21 protein-coding genes are annotated in these 20162 nt (G+C 67.9%); 12 read left to right on the top strand and 9 right to left on the bottom strand.

Annotation, left to right across the window (positions count from 1 at the left end; all coding sequences use genetic code 11):
• Window positions 1-45 precede the first annotated feature (45 nt).
• Together ACIBVN_RS50890 and ACIBVN_RS50885 are read left to right on the top strand one after the other, a co-directional pair.
• Window positions 46-180: a hypothetical protein gene (locus ACIBVN_RS50890; RefSeq protein ID WP_397148478.1), complete on the top strand. Its 135-nt coding sequence runs from the start codon at window positions 46-48 to the stop codon at window positions 178-180.
• A 200-nt stretch (window positions 181-380) separates the two neighbouring features.
• Window positions 381-2003, top strand: coding sequence for an ABC-F family ATP-binding cassette domain-containing protein (locus tag ACIBVN_RS50885; RefSeq protein WP_397148476.1), 1623 nt, complete (start codon window positions 381-383; stop codon window positions 2001-2003).
• 86 nt (window positions 2004-2089) lie between these two features.
• On the opposite strand, the gene ACIBVN_RS50880 is transcribed toward ACIBVN_RS50885, so the two are convergent.
• Both ACIBVN_RS50880 and ACIBVN_RS50875 read right to left on the bottom strand, forming a co-directional pair.
• Window positions 2090-3397 (bottom strand): M23 family metallopeptidase, encoded by a 1308-nt coding sequence (locus ACIBVN_RS50880; RefSeq protein WP_397148474.1) that lies wholly within the window; start codon window positions 3395-3397, stop codon window positions 2090-2092.
• Window positions 3398-3798: 401 nt separating this feature from the next.
• A complete protein-coding gene (locus ACIBVN_RS50875) occupies window positions 3799-4263 on the bottom strand; it encodes a hypothetical protein (RefSeq protein WP_397148472.1) in 465 nt (154 codons plus the stop codon).
• Window positions 4264-4970: 707 nt separating this feature from the next.
• On the opposite strand from ACIBVN_RS50875, the gene tnpA reads away from it, so the two are divergent.
• The 5 genes from tnpA (at window position 4971) to ACIBVN_RS50850 (ending at window position 8778) form a co-directional block, all read left to right on the top strand.
• Window positions 4971-5369, top strand: coding sequence for an IS200/IS605 family transposase (tnpA, locus tag ACIBVN_RS50870; protein ID WP_397148470.1), 399 nt, complete (start codon window positions 4971-4973; stop codon window positions 5367-5369).
• A 6-nt stretch (window positions 5370-5375) separates the two neighbouring features.
• Window positions 5376-6665 (top strand): RNA-guided endonuclease InsQ/TnpB family protein, encoded by a 1290-nt coding sequence (locus ACIBVN_RS50865; RefSeq protein WP_397148468.1) that lies wholly within the window; start codon window positions 5376-5378, stop codon window positions 6663-6665.
• 2 nt (window positions 6666-6667) lie between these two features.
• A complete protein-coding gene (locus ACIBVN_RS50860; protein ID WP_397148466.1) occupies window positions 6668-7012 on the top strand; it encodes an N-6 DNA methylase in 345 nt (114 codons plus the stop codon).
• A 264-nt stretch (window positions 7013-7276) separates the two neighbouring features.
• The gene (locus tag ACIBVN_RS50855; RefSeq protein ID WP_397148464.1) at window positions 7277-8137 is read left to right on the top strand and encodes a hypothetical protein; all 861 of its coding nucleotides are present in this window, start codon (window positions 7277-7279) and stop codon (window positions 8135-8137) included.
• Between the two features lie 188 nt (window positions 8138-8325).
• The gene (locus ACIBVN_RS50850; RefSeq protein ID WP_397148462.1) at window positions 8326-8778 is read left to right on the top strand and encodes an AfsR/SARP family transcriptional regulator; all 453 of its coding nucleotides are present in this window, start codon (window positions 8326-8328) and stop codon (window positions 8776-8778) included.
• Window positions 8779-9025: 247 nt separating this feature from the next.
• On the opposite strand, the gene ACIBVN_RS50845 is transcribed toward ACIBVN_RS50850, so the two are convergent.
• The 6 genes from ACIBVN_RS50845 to ACIBVN_RS50820 are packed head-to-tail and all read right to left on the bottom strand — an operon-like array spanning window position 9026 to window position 12706.
• Window positions 9026-9211, bottom strand: coding sequence for a hypothetical protein (locus ACIBVN_RS50845; protein ID WP_397148460.1), 186 nt, complete (start codon window positions 9209-9211; stop codon window positions 9026-9028).
• A gap of 23 nt (window positions 9212-9234) precedes the next feature.
• Window positions 9235-9396, bottom strand: coding sequence for a hypothetical protein (locus ACIBVN_RS50840; RefSeq protein ID WP_397148458.1), 162 nt, complete (start codon window positions 9394-9396; stop codon window positions 9235-9237).
• Window positions 9369-11264 (bottom strand): ABC transporter ATP-binding protein, encoded by a 1896-nt coding sequence (locus tag ACIBVN_RS50835; RefSeq protein ID WP_397148456.1) that lies wholly within the window; start codon window positions 11262-11264, stop codon window positions 9369-9371. The genes ACIBVN_RS50840 and ACIBVN_RS50835 overlap by 28 nt, the downstream gene beginning before the upstream one ends.
• Complete coding sequence (locus ACIBVN_RS50830; RefSeq protein WP_397148454.1) at window positions 11254-11685, bottom strand: S26 family signal peptidase; 432 nt, start codon at window positions 11683-11685, stop codon at window positions 11254-11256. The genes ACIBVN_RS50835 and ACIBVN_RS50830 overlap by 11 nt, the downstream gene beginning before the upstream one ends.
• Entirely contained in the window at window positions 11682-12194 is a 513-nt protein-coding gene (locus tag ACIBVN_RS50825; protein ID WP_397148452.1) for a TlpA family protein disulfide reductase, read from the bottom strand. Before ACIBVN_RS50825 ends, ACIBVN_RS50830 begins: the two co-directional genes overlap by 4 nt.
• Window positions 12194-12706: a hypothetical protein gene (locus tag ACIBVN_RS50820; protein WP_397148450.1), complete on the bottom strand. Its 513-nt coding sequence runs from the start codon at window positions 12704-12706 to the stop codon at window positions 12194-12196. Before ACIBVN_RS50820 ends, ACIBVN_RS50825 begins: the two co-directional genes overlap by 1 nt.
• 595 nt (window positions 12707-13301) lie before the next feature.
• Here ACIBVN_RS50820 and ACIBVN_RS50815 point away from each other — a divergent pair.
• Entirely contained in the window at window positions 13302-13721 is a 420-nt protein-coding gene (locus ACIBVN_RS50815) for a hypothetical protein (RefSeq protein ID WP_397148448.1), read from the top strand.
• On the opposite strand, the gene ACIBVN_RS50810 is transcribed toward ACIBVN_RS50815, so the two are convergent.
• Window positions 13699-16572 carry an AfsR/SARP family transcriptional regulator gene (locus ACIBVN_RS50810; protein WP_397148446.1) on the bottom strand — a complete coding sequence of 958 codons (2874 nt, stop codon included), beginning with the start codon at window positions 16570-16572 and terminating at the stop codon, window positions 13699-13701. The two genes, ACIBVN_RS50815 and ACIBVN_RS50810, sit on opposite strands and share 23 nt — an antisense overlap.
• Window positions 16573-16652: 80 nt before the next feature.
• On the opposite strand from ACIBVN_RS50810, the gene ACIBVN_RS50805 reads away from it, so the two are divergent.
• From ACIBVN_RS50805 to ACIBVN_RS50790, 4 genes are all read left to right on the top strand, one after another.
• Complete coding sequence (locus tag ACIBVN_RS50805; RefSeq protein ID WP_397148444.1) at window positions 16653-17189, top strand: carboxymuconolactone decarboxylase family protein; 537 nt, start codon at window positions 16653-16655, stop codon at window positions 17187-17189.
• A gap of 58 nt (window positions 17190-17247) precedes the next feature.
• On the top strand, window positions 17248-18225 hold the full coding sequence (locus ACIBVN_RS50800; RefSeq protein ID WP_397148442.1) for a GNAT family N-acetyltransferase: 978 nt from the start codon (window positions 17248-17250) through the stop codon (window positions 18223-18225).
• Between the two features lie 24 nt (window positions 18226-18249).
• Window positions 18250-18654 (top strand): hypothetical protein, encoded by a 405-nt coding sequence (locus tag ACIBVN_RS50795; RefSeq protein WP_397148440.1) that lies wholly within the window; start codon window positions 18250-18252, stop codon window positions 18652-18654.
• Between the two features lie 225 nt (window positions 18655-18879).
• Entirely contained in the window at window positions 18880-20112 is a 1233-nt protein-coding gene (locus tag ACIBVN_RS50790) for a serine hydrolase domain-containing protein (RefSeq protein ID WP_397148438.1), read from the top strand.
• Window positions 20113-20162 lie beyond the last annotated feature (50 nt).

Raw genomic sequence — 20162 nt, 5'->3', positions numbered from 1 at the left:
CGCTGCCGCGATGAGTCCCGACCGGGCATACCAGGGGCCGTCGATGTGCGGGGGCGCGTGCTACGGCGGGAGGCGCGCGGTGCGGTCATCGCGGTCGCCGGGCTGCTCATCGTGCCGGCCTCCGCGGCCCACGACCGGCGCCAGGCCCGGCCGACCCCGCAGGAGAGCTCCATCGCATAGCAGCCGAGCGCCACGAGGAATCGGATAAGGTGGCAACGTGCATTTGTACTTCCTCTGAGGACGACGACCTCGGCCGCCTGTTCCGCCCCTGATGACCGGGGCCTCTGGCGCCGCTGAGCGCAGCCATCGTCGTCACTCATCTCAGGTTCCCGTCTCCACTGTCGTGCCGAGGCGCGCGGGAGCCTGCTCTCGGAGGAAGCATGTCCAGCCCCCTTGCTCTATCAGCTCGCGCGCGGGCTCATCTCAACGCCACCGATCTGCATCTCGCCCGTGGCGGCCGGCCGGTTCTGACCGGCGTGGACCTGACGGTCTCCCCCGGCGACCGGCTCGGCGTGGTCGGCGAGAACGGCCGCGGGAAGACCACGCTGCTGCAAGTGCTCGCCGGAACCCTCATGCCCGACTCGGGCACGGTGCACCGGGCCGGCTCGATCGGCGTCGCCGACCAGGAGATCCCGATCGGCCTCGACCGTACGGTGGGCGATCTCATCGACGTCGAACTTGCCCAGGTACGCGCCGTCCTGGCCGCTTTCGAGGCGGCGAGCCTCGCACTCGTCGAGGAGCGTCCCGGTGTGGAGCAGGCCTACGCCGACGCGCTTGAGGCGGCGGAGGCCCTCGACGCGTGGGACGCCGACCGCCGCGTCGACCTGTCGCTCGCCGCCCTGGGCGCAGTGGACGACCGCACCCGTCCGCTGGGCGATCTGTCCGTGGGGCAGCGCTACCGGATCAGACTGGCCTGCCTGCTGGGCGCCGGGCACGATCTGCTGCTGCTGGACGAGCCCACCAACCACCTCGACGCCGGCGGCCTGGACCATCTGACCGCCGAACTGCGCGCACATCCCGGCGGGGTGGTGCTGGTCAGCCACGACCGAGCGTTGCTGGCCGACGTCGTCACCACGGTGCTGGATCTCGACCCGACCAGTGACGGGCGTCCCCGTGTCTACGGAGGCGGGTACACCGGCTACCGGGAAGGCAAGCACGCCGAACGGGAACGCTGGGAGAACACCTACCGGGACCAGCAGAGCGAGCGGCAGCGGCTCGCGCAGGACCTTTCCGCGGCGCAGAACCGGCTGTCCACCGGGTGGCGGCCGGAGAAGGGCACCGGCAAGCACACGCGCGCCACCCGGGCGCCCTCGCTGGTGCGTGCGGTGCACCGCCGGCAGGAGGAGCTCGAGGCGCACGTCGTCGACGTGCCCAAGCCGCCGACGCGGTTCCAGTTCCCGCACCTGGAGGCGCCGCAGGGGGTGACGCTCCTGCGGGCCGACGAGGTGACGGTGCGCGGCCGGATCGACGCGCCGCAGTCGGTGCACCTGCGCGCCGGTGACCGCCTGGTGATCACCGGTCCCAACGGCGCGGGCAAGTCCAGCCTGCTGTCCGTGCTCGCGGGCACGCTGACACCCGACACGGGAAGCGTCCAGCGCAAGCGCGGCGCGCGGGTGGGCCTGCTGGCGCAGGAGTCGTCGGCGCCGTCGCCGCGGCGTGCCTTTGAGGTGTACGACGCCGTCGTCGGCCGGCTCGCCAGCTCAGGCGAACTCGACGAGAACGCCGTTATCGGCCTCACCCAGCTGTGGCTGCTGCCCTCCGGCACCGCCCACAAGCCGGTGACCGAGCTGTCGGTCGGCCAGCAACGGCGGCTCGACCTGGCGGTGCTGCTGGCCGCCCGGCCCCAGGTGCTGCTGCTGGACGAGCCGACCAACCACCTGTCGATGACCCTGGTCGAGGAGCTGACGCAGGCGCTGGCCACGACGGAGGCCGCCGTCGTGCTGGCCACCCACGACCGGCAACTCCTGCGCGACACGGCGAACTGGCCCCGGCTCAGCCTCTGAGAAAGGATCGGGTGTGAGACCAACGACGGGCGCGCTCACCGTACTGCGGAAGGCCCCGGCAGGTACCGGGGCCTTCACGCCCCCTCTCAGGTGACGGAGTCGGGGTAGGCCGACAGCAGGACCTGCGTCCAGCCCTCGGTGTCCACCACGCCCTGCCCGTACAGGTCGTCGCCCTTGCCGTCGAGCGGATTCTCGTCGAGGTAGCGGTGCACCGCCCCCTCGGCGTTCCTGTGGCCGTAGTAGACACCGCCACCCGGCGACAGCAGGTGGTCGAACACCTGCCAGGTCGTGTCGCGCAGCTGGTATCGCTGCCACGACTCCGCACCATTGATCTTGTACGAGATCAACGCACCCGCCGACGTCGTACCCAGAATCCAGCTCGGACCCGTCGCGGTCAGCGTCTTCAGCGTGAACCCGGTCCCGATCAGCGTGTTACCCGTGATATCGGCCAGCGCCGGCTTGTCGGCCGTCAGTTTGTACCGGCGCAACGCACCATCGGCGATACCGAACAGGTAATTCGACCCGTCATACGCCAGCAGATCATGGGTCCAACCAGTCCCCAGCAACACCGGCGGCGAGAACGTGACCCCATCCTTTACCGAGATGACATCCACCCGATACAGGCGACCATCCGTACCATCCTCGGTCACCAGCAACGTGTTGTAATTCAACGTCGCCAGCGCCTTGGCCTTGAACCCCAGCGATACCGTCGACACCTCAGCACCCGCCGTCCGCTTCCCGGTCGCCGCATCGATCGCCGTGTACGTCAACTGGCCGTCGGACAAAACGCCGTACACCGAGGCCGTGCCCTTGGGGGACACCGTGCCGCAGTTGTGGCTTTCGACGTTGTCCCACTCCATGCCGTTGGCCTGGCCGTAGGTGACGCCGTTGAAGATCGGCTTGATCCGCTCGGAGCCGGCGTAGCCCCACGAGGCGTGGCCGTCGCCGTTGGAGTCGTAGGCGAGCTCGAAGTGCAGGTGGGGGTGGCCGTTAGCCAACGCCCCGGTCTTGCCGACCTTGCCGATCACCGTTCCCCGCTCCACCTTGTCCCCGGCTGAGACGGCACGGGACTGCAGGTGGATGTAGGTGGTGAAGTAGCCGCCGCCGTGATCGATCTGCACGACGTTGCCGCCGTTGTCGTGCCAGAAGGACCTGTCCACGGTCCCGCCGGCGGCTGCGAGCAGGGTGGCGCCTTCGGTCCCCTGCTGGTCGGGCTCCTTCACCATGTCGAGAGCGGGCGCGTGCCCCCAGCTGTTCAGCTGCCACTTCTGACCACACAGGAAGGGAAGCTGGAAGTCTGGTACGGCCAGCGCGGGGCTCGCCAGCCCGACGATCCCGAGCGCGGCGGCGAACAGCGTGGCGATGAATCCGCGTAATAAAGCGGATCGAGGCATGAGATTCCTCCAGGAGGATTCCGACTGGATGGGAGATGAACAGGGAAGGCGATTTTCCGTGACGTCCGTTAAGACGTTGCTCGCCTTCCCGCTGACCTCTCGTGCGCGGATCGACCATAGGAGGCGACGGTATGGCGCGGGTATGTTTATCGGGTCGTCGCGTACTGCTCCAAAAAGGAGTAAACGTCTGCCTCGTCGACTCCGGGGAAAGAACCGGGTGGCACGTGGGAGTTGGCCTCGATTCGTCAGTGGGCTGTGTTGCGTGAGTGGCTCCGCAGCTTGCCCGTAATGTAATGTCCCCGATGCGGTTGGGGTGGGTCGTCGCATGTCGCTGCGGGGGCGCCGGGTTCCACGGGCCCGGGGCGGGGCTCCTTCCTGATCGTTGCGGCAAGGTCCGGCCCTCAGGCGAGGGCGGGCAGGTGGTAGAGCCGATAGCGCATGGTGTCCGGTTCGGCGTGCTCCAGGCCGTCCTGATCGTGCAGGATCAGTAGCCGGAGCCAGCAGTCCAGGTCGTGGCCGAGGTTGGCGGCCAGGATCCAGCCTCGGCCAGCCCTGGCTGGGCAGGTTGCGCAGGCCCATCGCCTTGCCGGCACGCACCCGGTCTTCAACCATGGCGTGCGCGCGGGCCACAGCCCGGCCACCTCGCGCACCACCGGTTCGGTCACCGTGAACAGTCCCGGCCCCTCTTCACGCGCCCAGCCGCGTTCAACCAGCCGCTTGAGCTTGGACCGCAGCCCCTCCCGCTTGGCGGCCTCATCCGGCAACCCCATCCCCACTGCGATCTGCCTGGCCCGCAACGCCCTACCGGCATCAACCATGATCTCCACCGCGTGCCGGTACGCGCGCGGCAACACCGCCACCTTCATGCCCGGCTGCCACGGCGGACCGTCACCACCCCAAGCGCCGGCGGCCGCACCTGCGCCACGTCGGCCACGTCGACGACCGCGGCGTCGCTTGCGGGACCGTGGACAACTTGAGCCGCCTCACCCAAGATCTCCTCAACGTCTCTCGCGTGATCACCAGCCGTGACAGCCGGCCCTGCTCGGCCTCCAACCGTGACTCCAACCCGGCGATCTGCTCCCGAAACTCCTCGATCCGCTGCCGGACCATAGCCTCCCGCCGCGGCCGTAGCCACCTGTGGGTAGACGAAGGCGCTGGAGGTGTGTCCCAGCGTTTCCTGGACCACCGCTGGGACGCGTCGTTTGTTGGCGCCGTTTGCCGAAATCGCGGTCCTGGGAAGGGATATCGTTGGTGGTCGCCCGCGCAGGGAGTACGACGCCCCGCGTGTGTTCATCCTCGGGACACGCCGGCGTGTACATTCCGGGCACGCCCGGAATTGGGTGTCCAGTAGGAACGCCACGGCCTTCGGACCGCCACCCCTTTGACGCGCAAGGACACCCCGAGTGATGGCAGTAAGCCGGCAGGAAATTGAGAAGCGGTTGTGGGATGCCGCCGACGAACTGCGCGTGGCGATCGGACATCTAGGGCGCGGACCCCTGGCTTCAGCCATGGGAGTAAGCCCTTCTGTCGAATCTTTGAGCGGTAGATAGATCAACTCCGTATATTGATCCGTGTGGCTGTGACCTTGCGCACGAACAGCAACATCGCCTTCCAGTGCGCCTTTCACGTGGTGTGGTGCCCCAAGTACCGCAGGCGAGTGCTGGGCGGACGGATCGAGACGCGACTGAAAGAGCTGATCCGGGAGGTGATCGCGGAGAAAGGCGCGTGGCTGGTGGAACTGGAGGTCATGTCCGACCACGTTCACCTGCTGGTCGAGGTGGACCCGCAGTTCGGGATCCACAAGTTGGTCAAGGCCATCAAGGGCCGCTCTTCCCGCGTCCTGCGTCAGGAGTTCCCGAGCTTGACGTCGAAACTTCCGACGCTGTGGACCAACTCTTACTTCGTGGCCACCGTGGGCGGGGCACCTGTGGATGTGGTCAAGCGGTACGTCGAGAACCAGAAGAACCGGTGATCGCGGATGCTGGCGGGACGTAAGTACCGCTTGGACCTTTCGCCTGGTCAGGCAGAGTTCGCTGAGCGGATCGGCGGCGTGTGCCGCAGTGTGTGGAACACCGCCCTGGAGCAGCGCCGCATCTACCGCCGTCGGGACGCGTGGATCGGTTACCACGAACAGGCCCGCCAGCTGGCTGAGGCCAAGGGCGAGTTCGCGTGGCTGGCAGAGGTGCCCGGCCATTGTCTTCAGCAGACGCTCATCGACCTGGACCAGGCTTGTAGCCGGCACGGGACGTGGAAGGTCGGCTGGAAGTCCAAGGCCAGGACGCGGCTGTCGTTCCGGTTCCCCGAGGGCGCCAAGATCGCCATCGAGCGGCTCAACCGGCGCTGGGCACGGGCGAAACTTCCCAAGCTCGGCTGGGTCCGCTTCCGCATCACCCGCCCGCTCGGCGGCAGGGTCAAGAACGCCACTGTCAGCCGGGACGGCGAGCACTGGTATGTCAGTTTCCTCGTCGAAGACGGCGTGGTCACGCCGGAGCGGCATGCCAGCCCGGGCAGCGCGGTCGGTATCGACCGAGGTGTGGCCAAGGTCGTCACTCGCTCGGACGGCATCTTCCATCATCAGGTGTTCGCCCGCGGGCGGGAGGTCGAACACGCCGCCACGCTCCAGCGTCGCCTGGCCCGCACTCGAAAGGGCTCGGCCCGGCGCAAGCACGCCGCCGCCAAACTTGGCAAGGCGCTGGCGAAGGTGCGGCGTCGCCGCGCTGACTTCGCCGCCAAGATCGCCCACACCCTGGCCACGAGTTTCGAGCTGATCGTGTTCGAGGCCCTGGCGACCACAAACATGACCGCCGGGGTGGCGCCCAAACCAGACCCCGAACAACCCGGCGCGTTCCTGCCCAACGGGGCCGCGAGCAAGTCCGGCCTGAACCGGTCCATCCTGGACAAAGGCTGGCACCGGATCGAGTTGGCCACCCGTAGCAAGGCCCGCTCCACGGGTACCCAAGTGATCACCGTGAACCCGGCGTACACCAGCCAGACGTGCAATGTGTGCACGGTGGTAGATCGGAAGTCCCGCCAGAGCCAAGCGGTCTTCCGGTGTACCTCGTGCGGACACACCGAGCATGCCGACGTGAACGCCGCCAAGAACATCCTCACCGCCGGGAGGGCGGAGCACGCACAACCCGGACCGGGTGCGCGGGCTGGGGCGCGCAAACCACGCAACCGTGTGGGCCGGAAGGTGAACCGCCAAGCAACAGCAGCTCAGGGCCACGCTACGGCGAGCCCCGAGCTGGCTGGAATCCCTCGACTTTAGTCGTGGGGAGCGCTTCAATCACCAAGGCCAGGAACCGCCACGTCCTCACCGACGCGGACATCGCCAAGGTCGTAACCGCCTACCACACGAGCTTCGACACAGACGGCAACCCGGTGGACCCTGATGGCGATGGCGGACTGGCCGCACGGTTCGTCACCATCACGGAGATCGTTGAGGCCGGGTACGACCTCAGCGTCGACCGGTACATCAAGCAGGCTGCCGCCGAGCCGGATGATCTGGACAGTCTCATCAATGCTTACAACCTCGCCCGTGCCGAGCGCCAGAAGACAGAAGTGCGGATGTTCGACGTCCTTACGGCCGCCGGAATCGATGGCTTCGATGAGTGACTGGCGGCAGACGACGATCGGTGAGCTGCTAATCCTTGAATACGGCAAGCCGCTTCCCGAAAAAGCCCGGGACGGCCAAGGATTCCCCGTTCACGGGAGCAACGGCATCGTCGGCTATCACTCTCAGTCGCTGGTGAAAGGACCTGGCGTCATCATTGGGCGGAAGGGGACCGGTTCTTCGGGGACCGTCACCTTCAGCGAGGGCGACTTTTCCCCCTCGACACCGCCTGCTACGTGTTGGCCAAGGACTCCACCCAGATAGGAATGGAGTTCGCCTACCACCTACTCGTCAATGCGAAGTTGACGGAGCTTGCCACCCAGACCGGAGCTCCTGATCTGACCCGCAGCCGGGTATACGAAGTGCGTGTTGCGGTGCCGTCGGTGCCGTTGCAGGAGCGGATCGTCGAGGTCATAGGTGCGGTCGACGACCAGATCACCGCGCTCGTGGTCGAGGCAGATAGCCTCCTCCGAGTCCGTGACGCTGCTCTGGACTACATGCTCTCCCGTGGCGCTGCGGGATGGCGGGCTGCTCCTCTGGCAAAAGTCGGAACGCTCACCCGCGGCCGCCGGTTTGTGAAGAGCGACTACGTGGAGTCCGGCCTGGGATGCATCCACTGCGGTCAGATCTACACGGACTACGGGGCGTCGGCTACGCGCACGATCACGCACCTGCCCGAGAGCTTCCGCGGCTCAATGCGCCTGGCACAACCCGGTGATGTCGTAATCGCCGGGACGAGCGAGAACGTCGAGGACGTCGGCAAGGCTGTTGCTTGGCTGGGTGATGATGATGTGGCTGTTCACGACGATTGCTTCATCTTCCGCCATGACCTTGATCCGAAGTTCGTCTCGTATTTCTTCGCCTCGCCCCTGTTTCAGCACCGGAAGCGTCGGTTCACGAGCGAGACCAAGATGGTTTGCATCTCCGCCGTGAACCTCGAGAAGATCATTATGCCCGTGCCCCCTCGTGATGATCAGGAGCGCATATCAGCGATGGCCGAGGCGGTGGATGCGCAGGTCGTCGCCCTCCGCGCCGAGGCGGAACGTCTTCGTCAGGCACGGGTGGCACTGCTCTCGGGGCTACTGGACCGCACCATCGACATCGAGACCGCCGAGTCAGAGGGCTGAGCCGCTCGGCGGTGCGCATCCTGGCACCTTGCTCACCCGGGCAAGCCTCGCCCGCCGGACGAGGGAAGGCGGGGACACCGCCACCGCACCTGCCCAGCTCAACATCCCCAGCGGCACCGCTGGCCGCCCACGGTGTCGACCTGACCACCCTCAGGAACGGCTACACCCTGGTCGTCCCGGATCGAGCGGTGGACATCAGGGCGTTCGAGCAGCGCTTCACCCGGGGAGCGAAAGCTCTGACTGCGGGCCGTCCGGAGGTGGCAGCCGGGCTGCTGCGCGAGGCGCTGGACATGTGGCACGGTCCGCCGGCGCCGGAGATCGACGTCGAAACCGTCCGCTGCGAGCGCCGCCGCCTGAACGCGATGCACCTGACCGCATTCGAGCTCTGTGTGGAGGCCGAGCTGCGGCTCGGCCTCCACAACTGGGTCATCCCGGAACTGGAGCGCCTCGTCGAGGCCCACCCTTTCCGTGAATCCCTATGGGAGATGCTGCTGTGGGCTCCGGCCGGGCGCGGCCGCCGCGCCGAAGCGCTCGCCGCCTACCGGCGCATGCGAGACATCCTCAGTACGGAACTCGGCATCGAACCGGCCGACTACCTACGCCGGCAGCACCAGGAGATGCTCCGAGGTGCGCCGCTCTAGCAACAGTTGTTGCAGACGATCACGTACTTCCCGCAGCTTCCGTCACAGCAGCGCGCCCGGAGTTTCGTTCCCCCGATGCATTTGTAGATGTCGTAGCACTCGACGGCCGCCGCGCTGTACTGGGGTACGGCCATCGCCAGAATCCGGTCGCTGAGCTTTCCTATCGCGTTTCTCATAATCCCTCGATTTCGCGTTCCACGGGAGTGCCCCTTGGCCGGGCCGGCCAAGGGGCACTCCCTTTACTTACCTAGGCGCACTGCTTTCTCCAGTAGGGCGAGCAGTCGCTCCTCCAGCACTTGAAGTAAGCGCAACAGATGCTGCCGGTACAGGTCGTGTGGTCGAGAATGCAACGTGCGGTGCAGGCGGCCTGCGCATCGCCGGCCGGTACGACGAAGGCGACGATCCGGTCCGCCAAGGCGGTGATGGATTTCACCTGTCCCACCTTTCTCCGACGAGTTATTCGCACATGGTGACCAGGCGATAGGTGCAGTCGGATCGATAGCACTTCATCTTGTAGCACCCGGTGTTCGGGTCGTAGCTGACCTGCACGCACCTCACGGTGCACGCCGCGTCAGCCTTGACCGTGGGAATCAACCGGTCGATGAGCTTGTCCAGCATTCTGTTTTCACCTCCTTTCTTGTCTCGGGTTCACTGGGCGCGGTATCACTGGGGGCTACCTCGTGATATCCGCGGGCTTGTAGGCGGAAGAGGCGGGCGTAGGTGCCGTCCGCCGCCATGAGTTCGTCGTGGCTTCCCCGCTCGGCGACGACCCCGTCCTTCAGGACGACGATCAGGTCGGCGTCCCGCACCGTGTTCAGCCGGTGGGAGATGAGCAGGCTGGTCTGGCCTGCGCGGTGGTGGCGCATCCGGGCGTGCACGTCGGCCTCGGCTTCGGGATCGAGACCCGAGCTCGGCTCGTCGAGGATCATCAGGTCCCGTCCGTCGCGGAGGAAGGCTCTGGCGAGGGCGGTTCGCTGCCACTGGCCGCCGGAGAGCACGACGCCGGTCGAGGAGTCCTCGCGGTCCTCCTCGCTGGCGAACATTCGGGTGAGCAGCGTGTCGTAGCCGCGGGGAAGGGCCGCCAGCAGCTCGTCCACGCCGGCTTTTCGCGCGGCGGCGCGGATCCGGTTCAGGTCGTCACGGGCACCGACGTCTCCCACGCCGACGTTGTCGCGGGCGGAGAAGTCGTAGGCCATGTGGTCCTGGAAGACGCCGCTGATCCGCTCCCGCAGCGCCTCCGGCCGGACATCGCGCAGGTCGGCTCCGTCCCAGAGGATCGCTCCCCGGCTCGGGTCGTAGAACCGGCAGAGCAGTTTGACGAGCGTGCTCTTGCCCGCGCCGTTGAGCCCGACCAGTGCCACGGCCGCGCCGTACGGGATGAACAGGTCGACGCCGCGCAAGATCCAGGGATGGTCGTCGCTGTAACGGAACCAGACGTCGCGCAGCTCGATCCCCCGGCGCAGCGGCGGCAGCGGAGCGGGGTCGGTCGGCACAACGAGGTCGGGCTCGGCCCTGATCACTGCCACGTAGTGCCCGAAGAGCCGCAGGTTGTGATCGGTGATCGCGATGCCGTTGACCAGGGTGTCCAGCCCGCCCTGGACGGCGACGACGGCGACGGTGAACATCGACACGTCACCGACGGTGAGCGTGCCCGTCCGGGCCGCGGCTATGGCCCAGACGAGCCCGCCTCCGGCCACCACGGCGGACAGCAGGGCGAGCGCCCCCTCCGCCGACAGCTCCTTGCGGTCCATCCGCCGCTTGCCCGCCTGAGCCGTTGACAGCTCGGCCATGAGGCGGCCGCGCAGGAATCCGCCCAGGTTGAAGAGCCTGATCTCCTTGGCCGCCTCGATCGTGCTGAGCAGGGTGCTGTAGAAGAGCTGCCGTCGTTCCGCGGGGCCGATCTCCCACATCAAGGTCGTGCGCCGGCGGGACAGCTTCAGCTGCGCGATGAGTGCCGGCACGGCGGCGCACAGCACGATCAGCGTCATGGCAGGACTGATCACCAGCACGGACCCGACGAAGCCGATCACAGTGACAGCGGAGCGGACCAGGCCGAATGCCTCGGTGACGATGCCGTCGGCCCTGGACGTTCCCTCCTGGGCAAGGCGCAGCCGGTCGAGGAAGCGTGGATCCTCGAAAGGCCGGAGACCGGGAAATCGTGCCGTGGCGGTGAAGAGCCGGTCCGTCGTGGTGACCGCAATGGCGCGGCCGATCTGGCCGCCGAGGTACCGCGAGGCGTGCGGCAGGGTCGCGGCGACGACGCCGGTACCGGCCAGCCCCGCGGCGAGGCCCAGCAGCTCCGACAGGGAGGCCGCCCCGGTGAGGCCGTCGATGACCAGCTTGGTCAGCCAGGCCACCGCGACCGGCGTCGTGGCCATGCCCAGCAGGGTGAACGCGTACCCGATCATGGGAACGGCAGCGCTGCTCCAGCTGCTGGCCGCCGCCTCACGCGCGGAGGCGGTCAGGCGCACCCCGTCAACGGCCATGCTGCGTCTCCAGCTTCTTGACGGTGACGGCATGGAGGTCGTCGGCGTGGAAGAAGCCGTGCTCGCGGGAGTCGAAGCTGGCCTCGGTGTTGTCACCGATCAGGACGAACCTGCCGGCCGGGACGACGTCGTCGGCGACGACTCTCCGTACCCGCTCCGGGACCGGATCGCCGGGCAGGGCGGCAACACGTTTGATCAGGAATTCGCTGCCGGTCGGGTGCGGGCTCGAGACGACGGCGATCTGCCCGTTGCGCAGCGCCGCCAGGTGCGTGCGCCGGGCCAGGAGCCGGTCTCCATGGGTCAGCGCCGGGGCCATGCTGTTGCCGCGGACGCGGATCACCATGTACGTCGCGCGCAGCCGTACGGCCAGCAGGGCCAGACCCGCGAGCCCGCACGCCGCGGCGAGGAACGCCCGCCTCACGACGCCTTGACCTCGGCGGGCATGGTGTGGCCGCTGCTGACGACCGTGTCGCCAGCGTCGATCGTGATGACCGTCGGGTACCCGTTGACCTTGAACGCCGTCTGAAGGGGGCCCAGGGGCGCCTCCGTGACGACACGTGCTACCTCCGCGAGCCGTTCGATGTCGGCTGCGGAGTCCTCGCCGGGGTCGGCGACGACCACGGCGAGCACGGCGTCCGACGTGCCGCGTGCCCGCTCCACGAAGAGCGGGAGCAGGTCCTTGCAGGGCTGGCAGCCCGGGGAGAAGAATCCGACCATCGCGGGTCCGCTCAGGAGCTCGTCGGAGATCGGCTCGCCGCTCGTGCTCGTGGCGGCGAACTGCGGGACCCTCGCACCGGGCGAGAGGCCTTCCACCGGCATCGACGGCGGCAAGCTCTGGCTGCGCAGGCGGCGGATCACACCGACGGTCAGCAGCAAGTTCACCAGGCCCAGCAGACCGACCAGCACGACCACGGCGACCAGGTACTGCATCACGCCCTCCCCGTTCTGTCCATGAACAACTCGGTGATGTCGTCAAAATCGATGAGCACGGCCGCCCCGCCGGCCCGGCTGGCATCGCCACCGCCAGCGCCGCGACCGGCGGCCCGCTCGTGAACGTCAGTGCCATCTCGCCGAGCGCCACCACGAGCGACAGCAGGGCGTTCCGCATCAGGTGCACCCAGCCGAGCGAGACCACGGACGGGCCGGAGCAGCGGCAGGACACTCACGTGCCCCGCCGGGCGGTCACAGCGATCATCAGACTGAATGCGCCGAGCATGATCCGGCTGAGGACCAGCCCTGGTTCCCGGGATCGCCATGAGCGCAGCCGTCGCCGCCTCACTTTTCGCGACCACGCCACCCACCGGAAGGCGCAGCCTTTCCGGCACCATCACCAGGATGGACGCGAACGGGCGGAGCTCCGCGCTGCTGCGCAGCTTGGTGAACGCGGCAACGGCGAACACTGCCCCGATCAGGACCGGGCACGTGACGAGCAGGAGATCCACGATCTGGATATTTCGTGATCCCGCTAGCCCGGCCCTCGCGCGCCGCTAGCCGGACCGGAATCAGGCCTGTGGGGCTCAATAACGGGATTCGGCGTCTGACCTGCCGGTTCTTCTCTGTGGTTTCAGCCGGCGATTTGGTACGCGTTGATGAGGCCGCCGAGGGCGGCTCTGCGGTGGACTCGGCGGTTCGCCAGGTCGATGGGGGATGGCAGTCCGGTTTCGGTTTGCCTGGGGACAACTGTTCGATGCTGCGGTGGGGTCGGGCCGCGTTGTAGTGCTCCAGGTAGCGGCCCGAAGCCCTCGGCACCTGCACATGAGTCTTCGCCAATAGAGAGGAGTTGCTGACCTTCGCATGCCAGGGCTACCGGTCGGTAAGCAAGCCGTACTTGAAGGACCCACCCGGACACTCCACGGGTGAGGCTAAATGTCGGTGCCCGTTGATAACTATGGCCCGTCACGTTGACCGCACCAGCAGGCGGCGGCCGGGCACGACGGCTACTGGCAGTCGTACGGGTTCGGCGAGCTGAGTGAGACCGCTCGCACGCGGCGTGACGCGCTGGCCCGGCTGCTGCCCCGGCTGAAGATCGCCGACCGGGTGGAGCTGACCGACCGGTTCCTGCGCGTGCGCGGGCAACTGCGTACCTATCGGATTCATCTGGGGTCGGGCAACATCCTGATGGAGCCGAACGATGCCTACCTGTGCATCGTCCCCGGCCGCGACCGCTCCGCCTCATCGGTGCTCCTGCCGTTCGAGGAGGACGGCGGAATGTTGTCGGTCATCTTGTCGAAGGCGTTCCTGCTGGCGGACGACACCGGATCAGCGATCCCAGCATCACCCGCCAGCTCGTCGCTACCTAGGCCCGATGCCACCTCGTGGTGTTCGGCGCGGCGTGGTGCGGGCGTCGAACGTGCCCTGCAAAACGACGACACAGGCTCGCACGACCAGTACGGACGTCGGTGGAGTCTCTGGGCGGCGATCTTTCAGCTGTGTGTCATTGCTGATGGAGATCGCTGAGGAAGGTGCGGATACCGTCGGCCTCGGGGACGTCGAGGGCGGTGTACAGGTCGAGGGCCTGTAGGGCGTGGTCGCGGGCGAGGTCGATACGGCCGAGGTCGCGGTGGACGTGCGCCAGGCCGTCGTGGGCGCGGGCCTGCTCGGGGCGGTAGCTCACCTCGCGGGCGATGGTCAGCGCGGCGTCGTGGTCGGCTACGGCCTGGGCGAGGTCGCCCATGGATCGGGCGGCTTCCGCCAGGGCGTTGAGCGATTCGGCCTCGTCCCCGGGGAAACCGTGTCTGCGGCACAGGTGCAAGGCGTCGCGGTGATGGCGGCGGGCCTGGTCGTAGCGGCCTTCCCGCTGGTACACCAGCCCGAGGTTGTTCAGGACGATGGTTTCGCCAATGCGGGATCCGGTCTCGCGATAGACGTGCAGGGCCCGGCGATGGTGGTCGTGGGCTTCCGCGTATCGTCCTTGGCGCTCTTGGACGGTTCCGAGGTTGGTCAGCGAGCTGGCTTCGCCCGCGCGGTCGCCGGACTCGCGGAAGAGGACGAGGGACTGTCGAAAGTGGTCGTAGGCCTGGTCGTATTCTCGCTGCCGCTTGTAGACGTTGCCGAGGTTGTGCAGTGCGCGGGCTTCGATTCCCTGGTCGCCGATGTCGCGAGAAAGGGCCAGGGCGTGCGAGTAGTGCTCGGCTGCCTGGTCGGTGTCGCCCTGCCACCAGTAGAGCGCCTCGCCGAGGTCGAGGAGCGTGCGTGCTTCTGCGGCTGTGTCGCCGCTTCGCCGGTTTGTCTGGAGTGCCAGGCCGTAGAGGGCCAGTGCGTCTGCGTGGTGGGCGTGGCGAAGCAGGTAATGATGCAAGGCGCCCGCCAGGTGGCTGGTGTGGGTGAGCCAGCCGTTGTCGGCGGCGTGCCGGCCGACCGCGATGAGGTTCGCGCGCTCGGTGTCCAGCCATCTGACCGCCTCGCCCTCGTCCTGCGGAGACGAGGTCGCTGGGAGGCGTGGCCTGCGGTTCTTGCTCTCGGGGTAGAGGTGGTCGACGGCCGTGCTCGCGGTGTGGAGATAGTGGTCGAACAGCCGGCCGAGGGCCTCCCGCTGGGCGCTTGGGGGTTCTTGGGCGGCTGCGGTGGCCAGGGCGTGTTCACGCAGCAGGTCGTGAAAGGTGTAGCGGCCGGGCTGGTACTGGGCCAGGACGTGGGCGTCCAGAAGGTCTTCCATGAGCATCTCGGCCCGCTCGAGTGGAAGATCGGCCAGCGCGGCGGCCGCGTCGGGACCGATGTCACGGCCCGGCTGCAGCCCCAGAAGCCGGAACATGCGTTGCTGATCGGGATCCAGCTGCTGATAGGACAGGGTGAACGCGGCCGCCACGCCTCTTTCCGAGGTGGCCAGCTCGGAAAGCCTGCGGCGTTGGTCGCGGAGCCGGTCGGCCAGGTATTCGACGGTCCAGCGGGGGCGATGGTGCAGGCGGGCGGCGGCGATGCGGACGGCCAGTGGCAGGAAACCGCACAACTGCAGCACGTCGAGGACCGCGACCGGTTCGGCGGCCGCCCGCTCGCCCACGATCGCCGTGAACAACTCCACGGCGTCCGCGGCAGGCAGCACATCCATGGACAGGGCGTGCGCCCCGTCCAAGTCGGTCAACCGTCGGCGACTGGTGATCAGGATGAGGGCGCTGGAGGTGCCGGGCAGCAACGGCCGCACATGATCGGCGCCGAGGGCGTTGTCCAGCACGGCCAGCACTCGACGGCCGGACAGTTCGGACCGCCACACCGCGGCGCGATCGGCGACCGACGCCGGGATGCGTTCCGCCGGCACGCCGAGCTGCCCCAGGAGGACCTCCAGCGCGGTGCCGGCATCGAGCGGCGCCTGACCGGCGGTGTGTGCCTGCAGGTCGACGAAGAGTTGCCCGTCAGGGAAGTGGTCCGCGAGGAGGTGTCCCGCATGGACCGCGAGCGCCGTTTTGCCGATCCCGGCCATCCCGTCGATCGCCGAGATCGTCACGACTCCACCGTTGCTGCTCGTCCACGAGCGGGCGAGCCTGTCGAGCTCGCCTTCTCGTCCGGTGAAATCCGGGACGTCGTAGGGCAGGAAGTTCACCCGCTGCGACTTCGTCGGCGCGGCGGCCGGCGCCCGCAGGCCGGGGTCGTCACGCAGGATGGCCTGTTCGAGCTTGCTGAACGCGTGGCCGGGGTCCAGCCCCTGCTGTTCGGCAAGGGCCGCCCGGAACGTTCTTGCCACGTGCAACGCGTCGGGTTGGCGTCCGGCGCGGTGCAGGGCGAGCATCAGCTGGCCGCAGAGCCGTTCCCGCAGCGGATTGGCCGCCACGTGGACGGTCAGTTCGTCGATGAGGTCGTCCTGGTGGCCCAGTGACAGCTCTAATTCGGCCAGGCGTTCAATGGCGGTCAGTCGCTGCCCGTTCAGTCGTGCTCGGGCGCTCTGGACGTAATCGGCGGTGATGTCGGCCAACGGCTCTCCCCGCCACAGCGCCAGCGCGGCACGGATCTGGTCCGCGGTGTCCTGCGGGTCGCCGGAGGTGGCCTGTGCCTTGGCGATCAGATTGGCGAACTCGTCCAGATCAAGTTGGCCGGGCTCGGGGGTGATCATGTACCCGGCCGGATGGGTGGCCAGCATCTGGTCGGCTCCCGATTCGCGCAGTATCCGGCGGATCGCGGCGATCGTGGTTTGGATCTGCGCGCGGGCGGAATCCGGCGGCAGTGGCCCCCACATCGCGTCAATCAGCCGATCCGTACTGATCACGACCCCGGCGTGCAGCAACAGATAGGCGAGCACCGCCCGATGCCGGGGTGCCAGCCTGGGCGGCTGGGGACCGGGAGCCACGGCCTCCACCGGGCCGAGGACCGTGAACCGCATGCCGTCACTCCTAAGGCCGCCAGCGCTTGCATCGAGAACGCATCGGAAATCTATCAAGGCCTAACTGCAGGATTGCCGGCATGCACATCGTTGATCCGGAGATCGCCACCGGTGAGGCCGCACTACTGTTCACCGCCACGCACAAGGCCCTCGGGGTCATCCCCAACCTGGCCAAGGTGATGGCCAACAATCTGGCCGTGTTAAAGGGGTACCTGGGCGTCGTCGGCATCCTGGGCGCGGAGGGAACCCTGCCGGCGGACTTGCTCGAGCGCATCGCTTTGCTGGTGGCGCAGGAGAACAAGTCTGACTACTGCCTGTCGGTGCACTCGTTCCGCGGAACCAAGGTGGCCGGGCTGACCGTGGTCGAGGCCGGCCGCGCGAGGAGGGGCGAAGCTGGCGACCCCTGGGCTGCCGCGGTCTTGGGATTGGCCTCCGCCGTGCTCCGAAACCGCGGGGCTGTTTCCGACGATCAGCTGGCCATGGTCCGGCACGCCGGTCTGTCCGACGGGCAGATCGTCGAGGTCATCGCCCACGTGGCACTCAATGTGTTCACCAACTACCTCGCCGAGACGGCCCGCGTTGACATCGACTGGCCGCTCGTGCGCCACACCGACTGAAGGAAGCGATGACACAAGTCATGACCGGCGTCCAAGGCATCCCATCAAGGAGTTTCGCATGACCCGGATTGTCCCTATGCCTCGGGTTTCGGCCGAGAATGCCACCGCCTGGCATGCGGTTGTAGTCGCCTCGCTCGCCAGTGATCTGCCTGATGAGCCCCGGCCCACGTCCAAGCAGGTCCATGCCCAGCTCACTGCCGGCGGGCTGGACAGCCGCCGACTGTTCTGGCTGGCCACCGAGACCGGCGGCGCGGTGGTCGGTGTGGCCGGGCTGCGGCTGTTCACCTCGCCCGGCCAAGATCACCTGGCGGAACTGGAGTTGCACGTCGACCCGGACCGGCGCCGCTCGGGGGTCGGCTCGCAACTGCTGGCCACAGCCGTGTTGGCAGCAGAGGTGGAGCAGCGCCGCAGCCTGATCACCGCTGCGGCCAGCGGGGGGCCGGGTGAGGCTTTCTGCGCCGCGCGCGGCTTCCGCCGGGTGCTGACGCTGGACCATCTGCTGCTCGACGTCGCGCAGGCCGACGATGCCGAGGCCGACATCGAGCATCCCGGCTACGAGCTGGTCGGTTGGACCGGCACGGTTCCCGACGAACTGGCCGAAGCCTTCGCCGCGGCCAAGAACGCGATGAACGACATGCCCACCGGCGACATGGACTACGGCAACCAGACCTGGACCGCCGACCGGGTCCGTGCCATGGCCAAAGTGCTGGCCGACCGCGGCGATCTGCTGCTGACGACCGCCGCGCTCGGCAAGGGGGAGATGGCCGGATACACCGAGCTCGTCATCCGGGCCGGGGAGACCCGCCGGGCACTGCAGTACGACACCGCCGTGGTGCCCGCGCACCGCGGCCACGGGCTGGGGCTGTGGGTCAAGGCCGCAATGGTCCGCAGGCTGCGTGCCGAGCACCCCGGCATCGTCGAGATCGAGACCGACAACGCCCAGGACAACACCCACATGCTCGCCGTCAACCGGCGGCTGGGCTTGCGCTTCCACCGCCGCACCCACGAATTTCAGCTCGACCTGCCCACCACCTGACCACTTCGCAAGGAGAGCCTCCGCATGTCCCTCACTCTTACCGATCAGGACAAGCTCACCCTACGGACCGCCGCGTACGGCGCCGTGTCACTTCTGGCCGCTGCTGGTGCCGCCGGTGGCTCGCCGCACCGGATCGCCACCGACGGGTCCGTCGCCCTGGCCTCCGCGACCGGCCCGATCGGGCACGTGCTCGCCGACAAGACAAAGGGCGTGAACCTGAACGGCAAGTCCGTCGCCGAACTCGCCGACCAGGTGCTGCCTGCGCTGACTGAAGCCATGGGCCTGCTCAGGAAGCAGGCTCCGGCAGAGGCCGACAACTTCCGCAGCACCGTCATCCTCGCCGTCGAAGCAGCCATCCAGCGGGGCGAGCCCAGCCCCACCCTGGCTGACATGACCCACAAGATCACCGGAGCCCTCGACGCCGCCTGACGGGATGTCCGCCTTGCGCTGCTACAGCTTTGCCCTCGCCGCTGACCAGGCGGTGTCGTGTCAGCGGCCGCGTCAGGACGGCAACGGCCCGATATCAGCGCGGTCGGCGATGGTAACTGCCATGCGCGGTTCAGCCATGGACACCCCGGTGCGTCGCTCATCGAAGCCATGAGCGCCAGGCCAGGGCAGGTCTCGCAAGATCGAACACTGTATGTAAGGAGATTCATGATGGGAACTGACAACAGCGGCTTCTCCGAGGCAGGGCTGCGCAGGCTGCGCGAGGTGCTGGCGCGGCATGTCGAGTCCGGGAGGATTCCCGGGCTGGTGGCCCTGGTCGGCCGGGGCGAGGAGACGCACGTCGAGGCGATCGGGACGATGCGTCATGACGGTGGCGCGCCGATGCGCCGGGACACGATCTTCCGGATGGCCTCCACGTCCAAGCCGGTCACGATGGCGGCGGCGATGGTCCTGCTGGATGAGTGCAGGCTGCGGCTGGACGACCCGGTCGATGAGTGGCTGCCCGAACTCGCCGACAGGCAGGTACTGGCGAGGGCCGACGGCCCGCTGGAGGACACCGTGCCGGCGCGGCGGCCGATCACCGTACGGGACCTGCTGACCTCCACGTTCGGGCTCGGCGTGGACCTGACGTTGATGGGCTCCCCGATCATGGCCGCGGTTCTGGAGCGGGCCAACTACAGCGGGGGAACGGGGCCGGCGCCCGAGCCGGATGAGTGGATGCGCCGCCTTGGCGAGCTGCCGCTGTCGTACCAGCCCGGAGAGCGGTGGCAGTACGAGCTCAGCCACGATGTCCTGGCCGTGCTGGTCGCCAGGGTCACGGGCCAGTCGTTCGAGAAGTTCTTGCGCGATCGCATCTTCGATCCGCTGGGCATGAAGGACACCGGGTTCCACGTGCCCACTGGCGAGATCGACCGGCTGCCGCCCAGCTACGCCCCCGACCCGCAGACCGGGGAATTCCACGTGTGGGACGAGGCCGCGACCGGGCGCTTCAGCCGGCCTCCGGCCTTCCAGCATGGCGGCGGCGGGCTGGTCTCCACCGTCGACGACTACCACGCCTACTTCCGGATGCTGCTCAATGGCGGGATGCACGGGAGCGAACGGATCCTGTCCCGGCCCGCCGTCGAGCTGATGACCACCAACCGTCTCACGCCCGAGCAGAACGCCGCCCGCAACGACCTGGCCAAGAACAACGTCCACCTGTCGTTCGGCCAAGGGCAGCAGGGTGGCTGGGGCTTCGGGATGGCGGTGCGCACCTACCGCGGCGACTACGCGTCGGTCGGCCAGTTCGGCTGGGACGGCGGAACCGGGACCACGGCCTACGCCGACCCGGACAAGCAACTCACCGGAATCCTGCTCACCCAGGTCGGGCTGTCAACCCCGGATCCGGCGCGGCTGATCCACGACTTCTGGACCACCCTCTACCAGGCCATCGACTCTTAATCCGATTGTCAAGCAGCGATGGTGAGGGGAGGTGTGGGTTGATAAGTCCG

The sequence above is a fragment of the Nonomuraea sp. NPDC049400 genome, assembly GCF_044466425.1.
Classification (GTDB): Bacteria; Actinomycetota; Actinomycetes; order Streptosporangiales; family Streptosporangiaceae; genus Nonomuraea.
The sequence above is the reverse complement of the archived record's forward strand: the minus strand, read 5'-3'. Positions and strand labels throughout refer to the sequence as shown.

Coding starts and splice junctions, on each gene's coding strand:
- ACIBVN_RS50855 (WP_397148464.1), top strand. CDS start 7,277: ATGGAGTTCGCCTACCACCTACTCGTCAATGCGAAGTTGACGGAGCTT.
- ACIBVN_RS50835 (WP_397148456.1), bottom strand. CDS start 11,264: ATGGCCGTTGACGGGGTGCGCCTGACCGCCTCCGCGCGTGAGGCGGCG.
- ACIBVN_RS50880 (WP_397148474.1), bottom strand. CDS start 3,397: ATGCCTCGATCCGCTTTATTACGCGGATTCATCGCCACGCTGTTCGCC.
- ACIBVN_RS50795 (WP_397148440.1), top strand. CDS start 18,250: ATGTCCCTCACTCTTACCGATCAGGACAAGCTCACCCTACGGACCGCC.
- ACIBVN_RS50875 (WP_397148472.1), bottom strand. CDS start 4,263: ATGAAGGTGGCGGTGTTGCCGCGCGCGTACCGGCACGCGGTGGAGATC.
- ACIBVN_RS50865 (WP_397148468.1), top strand. CDS start 5,376: ATGCTGGCGGGACGTAAGTACCGCTTGGACCTTTCGCCTGGTCAGGCA.
- ACIBVN_RS50825 (WP_397148452.1), bottom strand. CDS start 12,194: ATGCAGTACCTGGTCGCCGTGGTCGTGCTGGTCGGTCTGCTGGGCCTG.
- ACIBVN_RS50840 (WP_397148458.1), bottom strand. CDS start 9,396: ATGCTGGACAAGCTCATCGACCGGTTGATTCCCACGGTCAAGGCTGAC.
- ACIBVN_RS50885 (WP_397148476.1), top strand. CDS start 381: ATGTCCAGCCCCCTTGCTCTATCAGCTCGCGCGCGGGCTCATCTCAAC.
- ACIBVN_RS50790 (WP_397148438.1), top strand. CDS start 18,880: ATGATGGGAACTGACAACAGCGGCTTCTCCGAGGCAGGGCTGCGCAGG.
- ACIBVN_RS50800 (WP_397148442.1), top strand. CDS start 17,248: ATGACCCGGATTGTCCCTATGCCTCGGGTTTCGGCCGAGAATGCCACC.
- ACIBVN_RS50805 (WP_397148444.1), top strand. CDS start 16,653: ATGCACATCGTTGATCCGGAGATCGCCACCGGTGAGGCCGCACTACTG.
- ACIBVN_RS50810 (WP_397148446.1), bottom strand. CDS start 16,572: ATGCGGTTCACGGTCCTCGGCCCGGTGGAGGCCGTGGCTCCCGGTCCC.